Here is a 16,684-nt window from a genome sequence, read left to right as displayed (position 1 = left end):
GCAGCGATGATGAGAGCAAGAGCCAAAAGACTATGGGGTGTGGGTATCGCTGCCGTGCTGCTGATCGGCGCGGCTGCACTCGCGGTAACAGCACTGCGCCAGCATGCTGATCTGTTCTACACACCCGGACTGATTGCTGAACGCGGCCTGCCTGATGAGGGCAAGCGCGTGCGTATTGGCGGCTGGGTGCAGATCGGCTCAATCGAGTATGGCGACGCTGCAGACATGACGTTCATTATCGAGGACGGGTCGGGTGAGACCGTCAATGTCAGCTATACAGGCATCACGCCGGACCTCTTCCGCGAGGGTGAAGGCGTTGTCGCAACCGGCGTGTTCGATGCGCAGGGCGCCTTTGAGGCTGAGAACATTCTTGCCAAGCATGATGAGAACTACCAGCCGCGCGAGTTGAAAAACGTCGATCAGGCCACCTCATGATCGAGGCAGGCCACTTTGCCGCGATCATCGCGCTGGTCCTTAGCGGCTTCCAGGCCTGGCGAGGGCTGGCGGGAGACCGGTCAAATTCCGGCCTGTTCTCCATCATCGCTTTCTTCCTGATGGCGTTCTCATTTGCGACGATCGTCTATGCGTTTGCGCGCTCTGATTTCTCTGTGCAGCTTGTTGCGAACAACTCCCACACGTTGAAGCCCTTCATCTACAAAATCGCCGGCACATGGGGGAACCATGAAGGCTCCATGGCGATGTGGTGCCTTGTCGGGCTTGGCTTTGCGGCGGCAGGCGCCTGGCTGTTGCGGACAGGTCGGCCGAAGTTCGAGGCCCGTGCGCTCGGTGTTCAGGGGCTGCTGAACTTTGGGTCTCTGCTTTATCTGCTGCTCGCCTCTTCGCCTTTTACGCGTCTCGATCCGGCGCCGCTTCAAGGCACTGGCCTGAACCCGCTTTTGCAGGACCCGGCGCTCGCGATCCATCCGCCCATGCTTTATCTTGGCTATGTCGGCTATTCCTTCGTGTTCGCACTGGCTGCGGCTGGACTGATTGAAGGACGCGTCGATTCGGCGTGGGCAAAGACCGTCAGAAACTGGGCGCTCGCAGCCTTCGTGCCGCTTTCGCTCGGCATCGCGCTTGGCAGCTACTGGGCCTATTATGAGCTTGGCTGGGGCGGCTGGTGGTTCTGGGACCCGGTTGAGAATGCCAGCCTTATGCCGTGGCTGATCGGCGCGGCCTTGATGCACTCGATCACGGTGACAGAGAAGCGCGGAAGCTTCAGCGCGTGGACGGCGCTTCTTGCTGTGCTGGCTTTCTGTTTCTCCATGCTCGGCGCGTTCCTTGTGCGCTCCGGCGTTCTGACCTCGGTGCATGCCTTTGCCGTCGACTCTTTCCGTGGCTCGATGCTGCTTGGCGGATTGCTTGTGTTCGGGGGGGCGGCGCTGGTCCTCTTCCTGATCCGCGCAACCAAGCTTTCTAGCGGCCCGTCCTGGACGGCGACGAGCCGCGAAGGCGCGTTGATGGGCAATAATCTGGTGCTGACGGTTGCGACGGCGACCGTGATGCTCGGCACGCTATTCCCGCTGATTGCCGAAGCGCTGGGGGAGACGATCTCCGTCGGTGAACCTTATTTCAATCTGACTTTCACGCCGATCATGGCGCTCGCCTTGATCGCGCTTCCGGTTGTCCAGGCCTGGAGCTGGGGCAGGGCGGATCTTTCATCGCTCTGGAAGTGGGCGGCCGGTTTTGCCGGTATCGTCGCGCTCTTCTGGCTCGCCGGGATCGGACCGCTTGATATCCCGCTTCTGGCAGGTGTCGGCCTCGCAATCGGTGTCTGGCTCATCATCGGCGCCGGACTGGAAATCTGGCGACGCGCCAAGACGTTTAGCCGCCTCGGCAGTATGAGCCCCCGCATCTGGGGCATGACCATCGCCCATGCCGGGCTCGGTCTCTTCGTTATTGGCGCCGTGCTTCAGACGTCCGGTCGCACGCAGACGACCATCGCCCTCCAGCAGGGGGAGGCAGCGAATGTTGCTGGCTGGCAGATGACACTCGATGATGTGTCCAGCATTGAGGGGCCGAACTGGTACGCCGAGCGCGCGACCCTGACCGCGCGGCGCGGCGGATCGGTCCAGACGCTTGAGCCGTCGAAGCGCTATTATCCAGCCGCCCGCATGCCCACCACAGAAACCGCGATCCACAAGACAGGCACGGCCGATCTCTATGTCGCGCTTGGCGATGGACGGCGTAACGCGGCAGGCGAAACACGTTGGACGTTTGAGGTGTTTCTCAACCCGCTGATCGACTTCGTCTATCTCGGCGTCATTCTCATTGGCCTGGGCGCAGGGCTTTGCATGTGGCCCCGCAAAAAGCGAAAGACGGAGGCCGCATGAAGTTCATTCTCGCCGCCTTGCTTGTGATGTTTGCAGCCGAGGGACAGCTGGCTGATCCGAAAGATGAGGCCCGTGCTCAAGATCTGATGCGCGAGATCCGCTGCGTTGCCTGCGAGAATGAGCCGATCTCCAATTCCGGGTCCGACATTGCGGCGGATATGCGCGAGCGGGTCCGTGCCATGGTCGCCGAAGGCCAGAGCGATGCTGAAATCCGGAGCTGGTTCGCCGAGCGTTATGGGGACTTTGTTCTCTTCCGCCCGCCTTCTCGCGGAATTGGCGGCTTCATCTTGTGGGGCCTACCTTTCCTTTTGCTCGTAGCCGGCGGCCTGTTTGGCTTTTTCATGGTTGCGCGCGGACGCCGGTCAGACAGAGGCATCGAACCGGTGGCTCCGGAAGATGCGAGCGTCCCGTCGTCTGATTGATGCGCAACCCGCGCCTTTAAAAGTTGGCAAGTCGGCATTCGCGTTCATATCTCTAGCAGACCTGTCGGCGGGAGATAAAACCATGGAAAGCCAAAGCGTTGAATTTGCCGGTGATGGCGGCAACATCATTTCCGGCCGACTTGAGCTTCCATTTGGAGACGTGCTCGGCTGGGCGATTTTCGCGCATTGTTTCACCTGTTCAAAACAGTCGCATGCGGCGCTGCGCGTTTCTCGCGGTTTGGCCGCGCGGGGGATCGGCGTTCTTAGATTTGACTTCACCGGCCTCGGCGAGTCTGGCGGCGAGTTTGAAGAGACAACCTTCTCAAGCAATGTGGCTGATCTGGTCGCCGCCGCCGAATGGATGAAGGAGCAGGGGCGGGATGTCGGTCTGCTCGTCGGTCATTCGCTGGGCGGGGCTGCAGCGCTTGTTGGCGCCGGAATGATCGACAGTATCAAGGCGGTGGCCACCATAGCTGCGCCGGCCGATCCAGCGCACGTCTTCGCCCATTTCGACGATCAACTGACGGAGATTGAGCAAAACGGCCAGGCCGAGGTTCAGCTCGCCGGACGCGCGTTCACCATCACACGACGCCTCGTTGATGACCTCAGGCGCTCACGTCTCACAGAGCTTGTCGGCAAATTGCATCTGCCAACCTTATTCCTGCACGCCCCAGGCGACGAAACGGTGGCTATCGAAAATGCGTCGGAGCTGTTCACAGCGGCGCGTCATCCCAAGAGCTTTGTCAGTCTCGATGATGCAGACCATTTCCTGCACGCGCCGGAAATTGCCGACTATGCGGCAGGTGTCATCGAAGCCTGGGCCAGCCGCTACCTGATGAACGCGGCGACAGATGAGCATGTGCGCCAGACCCATGATGTGATCGTCCGCGAGACGCTGAAGTCAGGGCCGTATCAGAACGAGGTTTTTGTCGACGGCCGGTCATTCATGCTGGATGAGCCTTCCAGCCTTGGTGGCACCGGGACGGGGCCTGATCCTTATGCGCTGGTCTCTGCGGGGCTCGGCGGGTGTACGTCCATCACGCTCAGAATGTACGCGGCCCGTAAGGCATGGCCGCTGGAGCGCGTCACCGTCCGCGTCAATCATGAAAGGTCGCATATCGATGATTGCGAGACCTGCGCGCCGGGCGACAAGGTTGATATATTTTCGCGGGAAATTGATCTCGACGGTCAGCTATCTTCCGAGCAGCGGTCCCGCCTGATCGAGATTGCGGACAAATGCCCGGTCCATCGGACGCTTGAAAGCCAGTCAGTGATCCGGACCACGATGAAACCGGCAGCCGATCAAGATGTGTGAAAAGCAGCGCCTGCCACTTTCATGTCTAAATGATGTTTAATTCGTGCAAGCACTGGCACATGTAGAACAATAGGCACAATATCCAGCTTACAAAGTTTTGTGAGGAGTTTGAGAGAGCAATATGAAAGCGTTCGGTATTTCGAAACAGGCATTCGCGGCAGCAATCGTGGGGGCAGGCGCGACCGGCGCTGTCTTCTTCCTTCCTCAGACATTTCAGCAGGCAGATGCCAAGCAGCCCATCACCATAGAGCCGCCAATGGGCGCGCCGATGAGCTTTGCGGACCTCATCGAAGAAGTCAGCCCTGCGGTTGTCAGCGTCAATGTGGTTTCTGAGCGAGAAGTTGGCGGCATGAATGACATGGAAGAGTTCTTCGAACGCTTCCGTGGTCTGCCCGGCTTTGACGATTACATGCGTGAGCGGCAAGAGGAGCAGGAAGAAGAAGCGCCGCGGACCCGTGAGTCGCGGTCGCTCGGATCAGGCTTCTTCATTTCCGAAGAGGGCTACATCGTCACGAACAATCACGTGGTTGATAGTGCAACCGAGATTGAAGTCGTCATGGAAGATGGCCGCGAGCTTGAGGCGACCCTGATCGGCACCGATCCACAGACGGACCTTGCCGTGATCAAGGTGACTGAGTCTGGCTCCTATCCTTATGTCGAGTTTGAATCCCACACACCGCTGCGCAAGGGTGACTGGGTTGTCGCGCTCGGTAACCCCTTTGGTCTTGGCGGTACGGCCACAGCTGGCATTCTATCGGCCGATGGCCGTGAGCTGGGCGGAGACAGCCCATATACGGACTTCCTGCAAATCGATGCGGCCATCAACCGTGGCAATTCCGGCGGGCCGACCTTTGACCTTCAAGGCCGTGTGATCGGCGTCAACACAGCCATTTTCTCACCGACAGGTGGCTCTGTCGGGATCGGTTTTGCCATTCCGGCGGAACTGGCGATCGAAGTCACAGACGCGCTCATCAAGGATGGCAAGGTCTCTCGCGGCTGGCTCGGCGTTACCATTCAGGACGTGACCGAGGATATGGCTGAAGCCCAGGGCCTCGACGAGGCGCGCGGTGCGATCATCGCTGATGTTACCGATGAGAGCCCTGCCATGAAGGGTGGCCTGAAACGCGGCGACATTATCCTTGCGGTCAACGGCAAGGAATCGACCGATGCGACGTCCGTTACGCGGATGGTTGGCGGTCTTCTCGCCGGGTCCGAGAATGAGTTCGAGGTGCTTCGCGGCGGCAAGATGCAGACGATCGACGTGACCGTCGGTGAGCGTCCAGCAGATCCAAACGCCCTTATTCAGGCGCCTTCCAGCGACTCATCCAAGGATGATGGCAAAACTGAAGAAGCCCCACTCGGTGTTTCAGTGCGTCCGCTCGATAACGAAGCGCGTGAGCTGCTTGGACTTGATGCAAATGAGCCGGGTCTCATCGTTGGTGATATCAAAGAAGACAGTGCGCTGGGTGAAATTGGTGTTCGGGCCGGGATGGCGCTTCTGTCAGCTGCCGGCACACCGCTTAACTCGGTGGATGACCTGAAATCGGCGATTGAAGACGTTCGTGCAAAGGGCCGGGACAAGATCCTGCTCGCGGTGCGGAACGGTCAACGGACAATGTTCGTTACTGCCGATATCGGCGACAAAGCCAAAGATTGATCTTTAGAGGAGTTCTCGCACATGCGCGTACTGGTCATAGAAGACGATAGCGAGCATGCGACTTTCATCAACAAGGTCCTGTCTGATGCAGGTCATGAGGTGAAGATTGCGACGAATGGAGCAGACGGCCTTGCCGACGCCCGCGACGGGGACTTCGATGCCCTCGTTGTGGACCGCATGCTGCCCCAGAAAGACGGGCTGAAGCTGGTTGAGGAATACCGGAATGGGGGCGGGCAGACGCCGGCCCTCTTTCTCTCGGCGCTGTCGGATGTCGACAATCGGGTCGAAGGCCTGAAAGTCGGCGCTGACGACTATCTCGCCAAGCCGTTTGCGCCGTCCGAGCTGGCGGCACGCGTTGAAGCGCTTGGCCGACGCCAGGCAAATGGCGAGCCGCCGGTCACGAAGCTGAAAGTCGCGGATCTTGAAATGGACCTTCTGTCCCGCAAGGTCTGGCGCGATGGGCAGAAAATTGATCTTCAGCCGCGTGAGTTCAGATTGCTCGAATTCCTGATGCGTCATGCTGGCCAGGTGGTCACACGCACCATGTTGCTCGAGAAGGTCTGGGATTATCATTTTGACCCCCAGACCAATGTCATCGACGTCCATGTCTCGCGCCTGCGGGCCAAGATCGACAAGGATTTCGATGAGGCGCTGCTTCAGACGGTGCGCGGTGCGGGTTACTGCCTTCAGGCATGAAGTCTGGACCGTTTGCCTTCGTCAGGACGACAACGTTCCGGCTGGCGCTCGTCTACTCAGTCCTGTTCGGGCTGTTTTCCTTCCTGCTGCTCGCCTATTTGTATCAGGCGACAGTCGGCTCCTTGCGGGCCGAGGCCGATGAACGGCTACAGGCGGAAATGGGCGCGCTCGAACTGGCTTTCCGGACAGGCGGCCTCGAACGTCTTGAGCAATCAGTTATAGAAAGGGCGCTCGTACCAGGGGCGCCTTTTCGCTATCAGCTGGAAACGCCTGATGGCGAACGTATCATTGGCGATTTTCCAAACCTGCCGGTCTCGCCGCCAGAGACGGTAGGCGAGGTTTCTATTGTCAGCCTCTCCATTGAGATGCCCCGCGCCGATGGTGGCCAGACGGTCACAGAAGCTGAAGGCCGGATCGTCCGGCTGACCAATGGCAATGTGCTGCTCGTTGCGATCGAGACAGGGGAGCGGGGCCGAATTGTCCGGCGCATTACGCAAGCCGTGACGACCGCAGCGCCCATTGTGGTCTTGCTCGCGCTTATCGGCGGGATTCTGATCTCACGGTACGCGGCACGCCGGGCTGAACAGCTCACCCGCACGACCGAAGAGATCGTCGCAGGCAACCTTTCCATCCGGGCGCCCGTGGCCGGGTCGGGAGATGAGTTCGACCGATTGGCGACCCATCTCAATACCATGCTCGAAAAGCTTGAACGCCTGATGGCCTCCAGCCGCCATGCCGGCGATGCCATCGCGCATGACCTTCGCTCGCCCCTGTCGCGCCTGCGCAATCGGCTGGAGAGCGCGCTGATCAGCGATATGGGAGAAGAGGGCGCCCGCGAGACCCTCGCCCATACGGTGGAGGAGGTCGACAGCATCCTCACGACCTTCAATGCCATTTTGCGCCTTTCCCGGCTCGATGCCGGCGCTGAGGGTCGGCTGGTCCGCTTCGATCTTGGCGCTGTTCTGGCCGAGCTTGCAGAGCTTTATGAGCCGGCCTGCGAGTTTGCCGGTCTGACCTTCGAGAGCGATATCGCCGCCAGCCTGACCGTGCTCGGGGACCGGGAGCTGATCGCCCAGGCTGTCTCGAACCTTCTCGACAATGGCATCAAATACACGCCCGAAGGCGGACGGATCTGGTTCTCGGCCAAACGGACGTCGGACAATATCGTCATCACGGTTGCCGATACCGGGCCCGGTATACCCGAACATATGCGCGAGCGTGCTAAGGAACGCTTCTTCCGGCTCGATGAGGCGCGAACGCAATCGGGGTCCGGATTGGGGCTGGCGCTTGTGGATTCGGTGGCCGAACTCCATAAAGGACACCTTGATCTCCTGTGGACAAACGGGCCGCCGGAAGCTCAGGGCCTGAAAGCTGTTTTGTCTTTGCCGCGAGAGCGCTAAGACGTCAGGCGAAATGCTAAATATCAAACCTCTTTCAGAGACGGCTGCCGCGGCCTTCGACAAAGGCTGCGAGCTAGCGCCTTATCTTGCCCGTGCGGCCAAACGTGCGCCAGATGCGATGGAAATCTTGCGCTCGCAAGGTGGGTATGCGCTGCAGGCGGCCGCTATGGCCGCTGCAAAGGCGGCGGGCGAGCTTGAAGACATCGACGAGGTGATGACGGCGCTGCGCCGCGCCAAGCTCTCCAACCATATCGCGGTCGCCGCGCTGGACCTCTCCGCCTCGGCCGGCGTTACGGAGATTACGGGCCACCTCACGGATTTTGCGAACGCCGCCACGGCTGCCGCGCTCAAAGCAGCCCTGCGCAAGCGCCAGCTCAGCGACGCCGGCATTTTCATGATCGCGCTCGGAAAGATGGGGGCATTTGAGCTCAACTATTCGTCCGATATCGACATGGCGGCCTTCTTTGATCCAGCTGTGTTTGCCGAGGGCGACATCGCCGCTCAGGATCTGGCGAACAAGGTCATCAAGGACACCATGCGTATCCTGCAGGAGACGACCGGTGACGGATATGTTTTCCGCACGGACCTTCGTTTGCGCCCCGACCCGTCCTCAACCCCGCCTGCCGTTTCAACGCGCATGGCTGAGATTTACTATGAGAGCGTTGGCCAGAACTGGGAGCGAATGGTCTGGATCAAGGCGCGGCATGTCGCTGGTGACCGCAATGCCGCTGCCCATTTCCTCGACAGCCTCAAACCCTTCGTCTGGCGCCGCCACATGGACTATTGGGCGATTGCCGACGTTCAGGCGATCAAGCGCATGATCAATGCGAAGTCCGGCAAGGATGACCTCCACGACAAGGCACCTGACGTCAAACTCGGGCCGGGCGGCATCCGTGAGATCGAATTCTTCGTCCAGACCCAGCAGATCATCATGGGCGGCCGCAATGACTTCCTGCGTGACCGCAAGACGCTCCGAAGCCTCGATGCGCTGGTCGCGGCAAACGCGGTTGAGCAGTCCGTCGCAGATGATCTTGCCGGCGCCTACCGCGTGCTGCGACATGTCGAACACCGCATCCAGATGATGGAAGACGAGCAGACCCATCTCGTGCCGGCCGACCAGGGCAAACGCACCCGCCTCGCCAAACTCTGCGGCTTCGACGACCTCGATGCGTTTGATAGCGAGCTACAGGCGACCCGCCAGCTGGTCAGTCGTCATTACCGTGATCTGTTTGCAGGCGAGGAGCGGATGGCGGACTCCGCGGCGCAAGGCAATCTCGTCTTTACCGGCGTCGATGATGACCCGGGCACGCTTCACACTTTGTCCTCGCTCGGCTTCTCGAATCCCTCGCGCGTCATTGCCTCGATCCAGTCATGGCACCGCGGCAAGACGCCCGCGACCCGCACCGAACGCGGCCGTGGCCTTCTGACAGCCCTTTTGCCGGACATGCTGGTCGCGATGAGCAAGACAGGTGAGCCGGACATTGCCTTCACGCGGTTCAGCCAGTTCTTTGAAGGCTTGCGGGCGGGCATCCAGACGCTTTCCATGCTGGTCGCTGAACCTGATCTGCTGGATGATCTTGTCACCACGCTGGCCATCGCGCCGCGCCTCTCCCAGATGTTGGCACGGAGGCCCGGCTTGTTGGAGGCGCTTCTGTCCAGCAACTGGCAGGAGTTTCCGCCCTCGCTTAACCGGGGCGCTGATTTTGAAGGGCAGATGGATGACGTGCGTCGCTGGCAGAATGAGCGGGCCTTCCTGATCGGCCACAGGCTGCTTCACTCCTTACTGCCAGCCTCAGAGGCGGCGCTCGCCTGGACCGACCTTGCCGATACCTGCATCAGCCTGATGGCCGATGCTGCCGCGATCGAGACCGCCAGAAAATACGGACCGCAGCCGGGTCAATGGGCCGTCGGCGCCCTCGGCAAGCTAGGCGGGCGAGAGCTGACGGCAGGCTCCGACCTTGATCTCATCATCGTCTATGAAGCCGACGAGGAGCTCGTTGCCGAAGCCGGTCACTGGTTCACCAAGTTTGCCCAACGCCTGATTACGGCGCTCTCAGCTGAGACGGCTGAAGGCAGCCTCTACGAGGTCGATATGCGGCTTCGCCCGTCTGGCCGCGCCGGGCCTGTGGCAGTGTCATTGAAAGCCTTTGACCGATACCAGCATGAGGACGCCTGGACGTGGGAGCTGATGGCGCTGACGCGCTTGCGCTTCGTCGCCGGCGAAGACGCGTTGGGCGAGAAGATGGAGGCGATTGCAAGACATGCCATCGTCACCGGAAAGCCGCCGGAAACGGCGCTGGCCGATGCGCGAGACATGCGCCAACGCCTCTGGCGGGAACGTCCGCCGGGCGGGCGATGGGATCTGAAGCTGGAGGATGGCGGCCTCGTTGATCTGGAGTTCATCCTGCAGGTCGGTATGCTCACCTGCGGAGATGAAACGCTGGTCGAAGCGCGCATACCTGACGCCATAGAAGGCTTGTCGGATGCTGGTTATCTGACCGACGATGAAGCGAAAACGCTGTCCCACGCTTTCCGGTTTCTTCAATCCCTGCAGCAGATCCAGCGTGTGGCCGTCGGGTCTGAGACGACATCGGACCTCTTCTCGCGCGGCTTGCGCAACAGGCTATCCCTGGCGGCCGATTGTCCCGGTTTTGACGTCTTGGACCACCGCTACACGGAAGTCAGAAAAGCTGTTTCAGAAATTCGCTGCAAAAAAATCGGGCCGCTCGCGACGGAAAGCTGACACTGGTTCGTTTCACCATTCGGGTAACAAAAAAAGGAAGACCCGAAATGAAGAAACTTGCATTCGCTACGATCCTCGCTGCTTCAACCGCTGTCGGCGTTGCCGGCTTCGCCCTTGCTGACGAGAATGAAGGTAGCCGCGAGGCTTATATGATCGAGAAGTTTGACGCCAATTCGGACGGTGCGATCTCAAAGGCCGAAATCGAGGCCGTGAAAGCTGAAAAATTCTCTGAGGCCGACACCAACTCGGATGGCAATCTGTCCATGGCTGAACTTGAAGCTTGGCGAGAAGCCGAACGCACGCGCCGTATGGAAATGATGAAACAGCGTATGTTTGAGCTTCAGGACGCAAACGGTGACGGCGTCATCTCCATCGACGAGTTTGAAACGCGTGGCATGCCAATGTTCGATAGCATCGATGCCAATGGCGACGAGGTCCTGTCCAGCGATGAACTGGAAAAGATGAAGCGCCATCGCGGCGGCCGGCACGGTTGGCATCATCGCGGCGACCATGGCGATCACGGTAAGCGCGACTAGGCCTGATCGATGGCTGACACCGGTGGAGGGCTTGAAGTGATTTCCTCCCTCGCTTCCTTCGCCGGTGTCACTAATCTGCGCTTGTGTCAGCTTTTTCAGAAAGAGATCAGATCGCGCGTGCTGCAGCCGGAGACCGGCAGGCCCAGACCGCGTTGATCAATCGCCACATGCCGGTCATCTGGCGTGTGGCTTATCGCATGCTGAAAGACCGGGAAGAGGCAGAAGACGTGACCCAGGAGACCTTTCTGAGGGCCTGGAAGATGCTTCCGGACTGGCAAGAGCGTGCGAAATTCTCGACATGGGCCTGCACCGTGGCAATCAATCTCTGCCGGGACCGATTACGCAAAAAGTCGCCCGTTCTGATGGAAGAGCTACCCGAGCAGGCCGATGCCGGACAAAGGCCGGACCAGGCCTTGCAGTCCAGACAGGCTGGGTCTCAAATCTCGGCGATGATTGATGGGCTGCCCGAACGCCAGAAAGAAGCGATTACGCTTTGCGCGTTCGAGGGAATGGGAAATATTGAAGCTGCCGCCGCCATGGATGTCAGCGTCGAGGCACTGGAAAGCCTGCTTGCAAGAGCGCGAAGAAAGCTCAGGCAAATGCTGGCGGAAGGACAATAGGAATGACCAAAGAAAACATGACCGATGATCGGCTTTTCGTATTGATCGAAGCCTATGGCGCAGAACCGGGGGCCTGGCCTGAGGATGAGCGCGCCGCCGCAGAGCGCCTGCTGGCCTCCGATCCGTCGCGGTTTGCCTCCGCTCTCGAAGACGCACGCGCGCTGGATCTTGTCATCGAACAGGATGCGTTCGTCGAACCGCCAGCCGGGCTTGCAGAACGTCTCCTCGCCGATGCGCCTGCCGCGCCTCAGCAACGAGGTGGCATTCTGCAGTCTCTGGCGGGTCTCATCATGCCAAATGGCATTCGCTGGCCGGCAGGCGCGGCGCTTGCCAGCCTCGTTATGGGGCTTTTTGTTGGCTACACGACAGCTGCAGCATCCCCAGTTTATGATTATCAAACGGAGGCGGAGGAGGTCATCTATGGCGCCCTCGGCTATGATGCGTTTGAAACCTATATGGATGATGAGGTAGTTGGATGAGTGCTTTGAAACGTCTCTCACCGCTAGCGATCGCTTTGGCGGTGTCGCTCATTGCAAATGCGCTCCTGGTCGGTCTCGTTCTGGGAGACCGGCTCGCACCACGTAGCGATCACCGCGGTCCGCCCAGGGGCGGGGGAGGTGATTTCACGATCGCCAGAGGCATTGATCAGATCGTTCCCGAAGGCGAACGCAATGAAATCCGACAGGCCTTCCGCAGCGCCTTTATGGACTCCCGTGAACGCTTTCAGGACAAACGGGAGGCGCGCGATGCGCTCACCGAAGCGCTGGCCCAGACGCCTTACAACAAAACCGCCGTCGACCAGGCGTTCGAGCGTATGCGGAGGACCGATACGGAGCTGACGCGGTCTTTCCAGACGGTGTTGTCAGAGCAGCTTTCAGGTCTGTCTGATGCCCAGCGCGCCGAACTGGTCACTTGGCTGGAAGAGGTAGAAAGCCGCCGCCAGGAACGGCGCGAACGTCGCGGGCACTGGGACGGGAATGGTCGCCGCGAGTCTCCAGACGGGCCGATGCGGGACCGGCCATCGCCCCCGTTAGAGCGCTAGTCTTTCGATTTGTGGGCCAAAGCGGCGGCATTGGCTTCCCAGTTCTGGCCATCAAATCGGGTCACCGTGGCGTCCAGCGCCCGCCAGTTATCCAGGCATCGCCATGTCACGGCATATCCGTCCGGATTTGAACGCGGAACGTAGAAGCTTTTGACGCCGCAGACGCGACAGAACAGATGCCGCGCGGTTCGGCTATTGAACCGGTATTCGGTCAGGTCATCGGCGCCTTTGATGAGTTCAAACCGGCTGGCCGGCACGATGATGTGATCATTGCCACTCATCGCGCAGATCGAGCAATTGCAGTCCTCAACCTCGACATGGGCTGGCAGGTCCACGCGAAACCGCACGGCGCCGCAATGGCAACCGCCTTCTTCTGATTTTAGCGCCGTCATGCCGCCTCGCTTTTCCGTTCTCTCAAAGCCTTATGCAAACCAGTTAGGGGGCCGTCTATCAGCCCAAGGGGCGGCCCGTTCGATCTGCCCGGCGAGGGCATACAACAAGTCTTCCCGGCCGAGACGCGCGCCGAACATCATGCCGAGTGGCAGGCCGGACTTGGTCCAGTGCAGCGGCAATGAGATGGCCGGCCAGCCTGTCTGGTTGAAGACAGGACACCAGGCCGCAAAGTTGCCGATCAGCTCGCCATAGGCGTCAAAATCCGCCGGATCGAGACTTAGCAGGCCAAGTTCGACGGGGGGCTGCGAGAGCGTTGGGGCCAGCAACAGGTCAAACTTGCCCCCATCCATGAATGTCTCGAGGGCATAGGCCGCTTCGGAGAAGGCATTATTCGTCTTCACCAGCTCACCCATCGGGATGGTCCGTCCAAGCTCGACAAAGCGCAGGGACACCGGCTCGAAATCTTCCGGCCCGATCTTGCGGCCGAAATGGGCTTCCCGCTCGTCGGCAATAGAGGCCATGGAGGATGAGACCATCATCATCATGCCTTTGCCGAGCGCTTCACCGTCCAGCGTCGGGCCTGCCTCTATAACGGTGTGGCCGAGGCTCTCGAGCAGTTTGCGCGTACTCTCCAGCCCGGCCTGCGCTTCATTGTCGGGCGTCATGCCGTTTGGCGCGGTCTGCCAGAGCGCGATGCGCAATGGTTTCGGATCAGCGTCCAGCGCGCTGAGAAACGGTCGCTCTGGCGGCGGCGCAACATAGCGGGCACCTGGCTCCATACCATGCGTCGCATCCAGCAGGGCGGCGCTGTCGCGCACGGACCTTGAGACGCAGTGATTGGTCGAGAGGCCAAACCAGTTTTCGGAAATGGGCGGGCCCATCGGCACCCGGCCACGCGACGGCTTCAGACCGACGAGGCCCGTGCAGGCCGCTGGAATACGGATAGAGCCGCCGCCGTCGCTCGCATGCGCCATCGGGATGACGCCTGAGGCGACCGTGGCCGACGCCCCGCCAGACGAGCCGCCAGACGTTCGCGACGTATCCCACGGATTGCGCGTCTGTCCGTAAAGGGCGCTCTCCGTCGAGGTGGTGAGGCCAAATTCCGGGCTGGTCGTTTGCGCGAAGATCACCAAGCCGGCCTCACGCTGGCGCTTCACTAGCGTTGCGTCCATGTCGGCGACATTGTCCTTGAAGGCGCGTGACCCATTAGTGATCGGCAGGCCTTTCAGCCGCGCACCAAGGTCTTTCACCGCAAACGGAACGCCCGTAAACGGGCCATCAGGCAGGCCTGATTTCAGCTGCGCGCGGGCATGGTCCTCAAAGATCTTGGAGAAGCAGTTCAGCTTGTCACCGGCCTCGCCGGCACTTTCCAGCGCGGCATCCAGCAGCTCTGTCGGCGACACGTCTTTGCTTTTGACGAGGGCGGCAAGCCCCGTGGCGTCATACTCTCCAAAACCCTTCACGTGTCTCTCCCTGTTGGTTGCAGATATCTGCCTGCCAGTGCTTGTCTGTTATCGGCGTCCAGACGGCCCTTCGCAAGCATGTCCCGAGGCAAGTCCGTTAGTGCTCGTGACCCTCTTCATCCAGCAGGTCATGCATCTCTTCATCGGACCACCCGAAATGATGGCCAAGCTCATGGATGACGACATGTTCGATCAATTCCTGCAGGCTGGTGCCTGGCCGCGTCCGGATTTCGGCGAGCAGGGGCTTGCGATAGAGAAAGATCTTCGCCTCATCGGGGCTAGGATGGCTTACGCTGTCATGGATCAGTGGAATGCCCTGATAGAGCCCCGTGAGGCCCATCGGATTGCCGATTCCAAGCTCGGCGAGCACGTCAGGTTCCGCCAGGTCGCGCACATGGATCGAGATGCGGCCTGCCGCGCGCCGGAAAGCTTCAGGTAGGCCGAGATAGGCCGCTTCCGTCATCTCGCGAAATTCATCGAGGTCAGGCTCATCGGTCATGAAACGGAGTCCGCTCAGTTAGACGTCCAGTAGCCGATATAAGTCTCAATGATTGTCTCGAAGGTGGCGATATCACCAGCGTCGAGCGTCGTTTCTTCTGTCAGGTCCAGCGTATAATCGACCCCGACAGCCGTCACGGTGGTCTGCTCTTCGGCCTTATCGAAAATAGCGAAGGCCCGACCGAACGGGAAGCTGTCATTATACATGATCGTCTTGTAGATCATGTCGTCCGTTGACGTGCTTTCAGGCGTAAAGTTGACGAAGAACAGGGCATAATCACAGCCACCTTCCTCGTCACAACCGCCCAGTCTCAGGATGATGTCATACCCGGAGTCCAGCGTGGCGGCGATCGTGACGGAGCCAGGTTTTGGGGCCTGAACATCGATATCGGTCGCGCCGTTTTCGACGAGCAGCGCTTCGGCCTGATCAGGGGTCACAGGCGCAGCGGCAGCTGCCATTGCAGTAAGGGCTGAAGCTGTCGCCAGCGTTGAGAAACGTTTCATGATTTGTCGCCTGTCTGAACCTGAACAATGGGTATTTTTACATCTAGGGCATCAGGCCGCAACGGGCGAACATTCGGTTCAAAATTACCTGTCGGTGAGCTGCAACTCAAAGGTCACCGCTCTGTGGTCCGAGCCATTTGCCGAGCCGACCTTGTGATTGGCGCAGATCACCGGGCCGCGGCAGAAGGTGAGATCAATCGGGATCGAGAGCGCCCTCGGCCAGTCCAGCGTGTCCGCAGTCTGGCGGTCTCGCAGGCGGCCGGGCCAGGTTCCGACAGCAGGATTATTGATCAGCTGGAACTTGCTTTCACCCTTTAGCGGTTTGGCAATCCGTCCCCATGCCGCCGAGTTGAAGTCCCCCAGAAGGACAACCGGCCCTTTGATGCGGGCGAGTTCAGTCTGCAGGCTTTCCAGCTGGCTGATCTGCGCGTAACGCGGCGCGAACGGCCAGGGCCGCGTAAAATGCACCACGATCACCGTCAACTCGCCGTCAGGCGTCGCGAGGCGCGCGCGCAAATAGGCTGGCCCCTGATCGGGTCTGCGCGTCTCGCTATCCACCACAGGAAAACGTGTCATCAGCCGCAATCGAATGTTGCCCCGGTCACGCGCGTCGCCCTGAATGCTGCTGGGCCAGCGGGCTGACAGCCTGTCTTCAAACGGGGCGTAGCTCTCATTCTCATATTCAATGAGGGCGGCGATATCCGCGCCGCTGCCTAAGGCTGCAGTCACGACCTGCGAGGGATCAGGATTACTGGCCCAGACATTGTGTTGAAACACTTTGATGGCTGGTCCGTCCTTAAGCGACGGGGCATCGAGAGGCGCACGCACAGAGAGCCAGCCAATCGCCAGAATGATCAGACCAAACCCGATAACAAGACCATAGCTACGCTGTGACGAGCTGAAAAATGCCGGCACAAGCATAAACGCCGTCGCGCCCAGCAGGCCCCACAGCGCGGCGAGCTGAAACTGACCGAGAAGGTCAAACAGCCAGAAAGTCTCGGACCGCTGCGCGGCGATGATGATCGCCGCAAAGCCGATAACGAGCATCACCAATAGCGCGCC

At 60.1% G+C, this 16,684-nt stretch carries 17 protein-coding genes; 12 read left to right on the top strand and 5 right to left on the bottom strand.

Annotated features, from left to right (window positions below):
- Positions 1-6 precede the first annotated feature (6 nt).
- The 12 genes from B8783_RS07420 to B8783_RS07365 all read left to right on the top strand — a co-directional run bounded on the left by B8783_RS07420 (position 7) and on the right by B8783_RS07365 (position 12,764).
- The gene (locus B8783_RS07420; RefSeq protein WP_233355706.1) at positions 7-435 is read left to right on the top strand and encodes a cytochrome c maturation protein CcmE; all 429 of its coding nucleotides are present in this window, start codon (positions 7-9) and stop codon (positions 433-435) included.
- Positions 432-2,333 carry a heme lyase CcmF/NrfE family subunit gene (locus B8783_RS07415; RefSeq protein ID WP_084419555.1) on the top strand — a complete coding sequence of 634 codons (1,902 nt, stop codon included), beginning with the start codon at positions 432-434 and terminating at the stop codon, positions 2,331-2,333. Before B8783_RS07420 ends, B8783_RS07415 begins: the two co-directional genes overlap by 4 nt.
- A complete protein-coding gene (locus B8783_RS07410) occupies positions 2,330-2,755 on the top strand; it encodes a cytochrome c-type biogenesis protein (RefSeq protein WP_084419554.1) in 426 nt (141 codons plus the stop codon). The genes B8783_RS07415 and B8783_RS07410 overlap by 4 nt, the downstream gene beginning before the upstream one ends.
- 82 nt (positions 2,756-2,837) lie before the next feature.
- Positions 2,838-4,070 carry a bifunctional alpha/beta hydrolase/OsmC family protein gene (locus B8783_RS07405; RefSeq protein WP_084419553.1) on the top strand — a complete coding sequence of 411 codons (1,233 nt, stop codon included), beginning with the start codon at positions 2,838-2,840 and terminating at the stop codon, positions 4,068-4,070.
- A gap of 121 nt (positions 4,071-4,191) precedes the next feature.
- Complete coding sequence (locus B8783_RS07400; RefSeq protein WP_084419552.1) at positions 4,192-5,727, top strand: Do family serine endopeptidase; 1,536 nt, start codon at positions 4,192-4,194, stop codon at positions 5,725-5,727.
- 21 nt (positions 5,728-5,748) lie between these two features.
- The gene (locus B8783_RS07395) at positions 5,749-6,423 is read left to right on the top strand and encodes a winged helix-turn-helix domain-containing protein (RefSeq protein ID WP_084419551.1); all 675 of its coding nucleotides are present in this window, start codon (positions 5,749-5,751) and stop codon (positions 6,421-6,423) included.
- A complete protein-coding gene (locus tag B8783_RS07390; RefSeq protein ID WP_084419550.1) occupies positions 6,420-7,823 on the top strand; it encodes a sensor histidine kinase in 1,404 nt (467 codons plus the stop codon). Before B8783_RS07395 ends, B8783_RS07390 begins: the two co-directional genes overlap by 4 nt.
- Before the next feature lie 13 nt (positions 7,824-7,836).
- Positions 7,837-10,566 carry a bifunctional [glutamine synthetase] adenylyltransferase/[glutamine synthetase]-adenylyl-L-tyrosine phosphorylase gene (locus B8783_RS07385; RefSeq protein WP_084419549.1) on the top strand — a complete coding sequence of 910 codons (2,730 nt, stop codon included), beginning with the start codon at positions 7,837-7,839 and terminating at the stop codon, positions 10,564-10,566.
- Positions 10,567-10,613: 47 nt separating this feature from the next.
- Positions 10,614-11,102, top strand: coding sequence for an EF-hand domain-containing protein (locus B8783_RS07380; protein ID WP_084419548.1), 489 nt, complete (start codon positions 10,614-10,616; stop codon positions 11,100-11,102).
- An 83-nt stretch (positions 11,103-11,185) separates the two neighbouring features.
- Entirely contained in the window at positions 11,186-11,722 is a 537-nt protein-coding gene (locus B8783_RS07375; protein WP_084419546.1) for a sigma-70 family RNA polymerase sigma factor, read from the top strand.
- Positions 11,723-11,724: 2 nt separating this feature from the next.
- Complete coding sequence (locus B8783_RS07370) at positions 11,725-12,201, top strand: hypothetical protein (protein WP_084419545.1); 477 nt, start codon at positions 11,725-11,727, stop codon at positions 12,199-12,201.
- Positions 12,198-12,764: a periplasmic heavy metal sensor gene (locus B8783_RS07365; RefSeq protein ID WP_084419543.1), complete on the top strand. Its 567-nt coding sequence runs from the start codon at positions 12,198-12,200 to the stop codon at positions 12,762-12,764. Before B8783_RS07370 ends, B8783_RS07365 begins: the two co-directional genes overlap by 4 nt.
- Here B8783_RS07365 and B8783_RS07360 read toward each other — a convergent pair.
- The 5 genes from B8783_RS07360 to B8783_RS07340 form a co-directional block, all read right to left on the bottom strand.
- Positions 12,761-13,156, bottom strand: coding sequence for a GFA family protein (locus B8783_RS07360; protein ID WP_084419541.1), 396 nt, complete (start codon positions 13,154-13,156; stop codon positions 12,761-12,763). The two genes, B8783_RS07365 and B8783_RS07360, sit on opposite strands and share 4 nt — an antisense overlap.
- A 30-nt stretch (positions 13,157-13,186) precedes the next feature.
- Positions 13,187-14,620: an amidase gene (locus tag B8783_RS07355; RefSeq protein ID WP_084419539.1), complete on the bottom strand. Its 1,434-nt coding sequence runs from the start codon at positions 14,618-14,620 to the stop codon at positions 13,187-13,189.
- A gap of 97 nt (positions 14,621-14,717) precedes the next feature.
- On the bottom strand, positions 14,718-15,119 hold the full coding sequence (locus tag B8783_RS07350; RefSeq protein WP_084419537.1) for a metallopeptidase family protein: 402 nt from the start codon (positions 15,117-15,119) through the stop codon (positions 14,718-14,720).
- A gap of 14 nt (positions 15,120-15,133) precedes the next feature.
- A complete protein-coding gene (locus tag B8783_RS07345; protein WP_084419535.1) occupies positions 15,134-15,622 on the bottom strand; it encodes a hypothetical protein in 489 nt (162 codons plus the stop codon).
- A gap of 84 nt (positions 15,623-15,706) precedes the next feature.
- Positions 15,707-16,669 (bottom strand): endonuclease/exonuclease/phosphatase family protein, encoded by a 963-nt coding sequence (locus B8783_RS07340; protein WP_084419533.1) that lies wholly within the window; start codon positions 16,667-16,669, stop codon positions 15,707-15,709.
- Positions 16,670-16,684 lie beyond the last annotated feature (15 nt).

Source organism: Henriciella litoralis, assembly GCF_002088935.1.
In the GTDB taxonomy this organism is placed as follows: domain Bacteria; phylum Pseudomonadota; class Alphaproteobacteria; order Caulobacterales; family Hyphomonadaceae; genus Henriciella; species Henriciella litoralis.
Note: the sequence above shows the minus strand (reverse complement) of the source record. Positions and strands in the feature narration are given on the sequence as shown.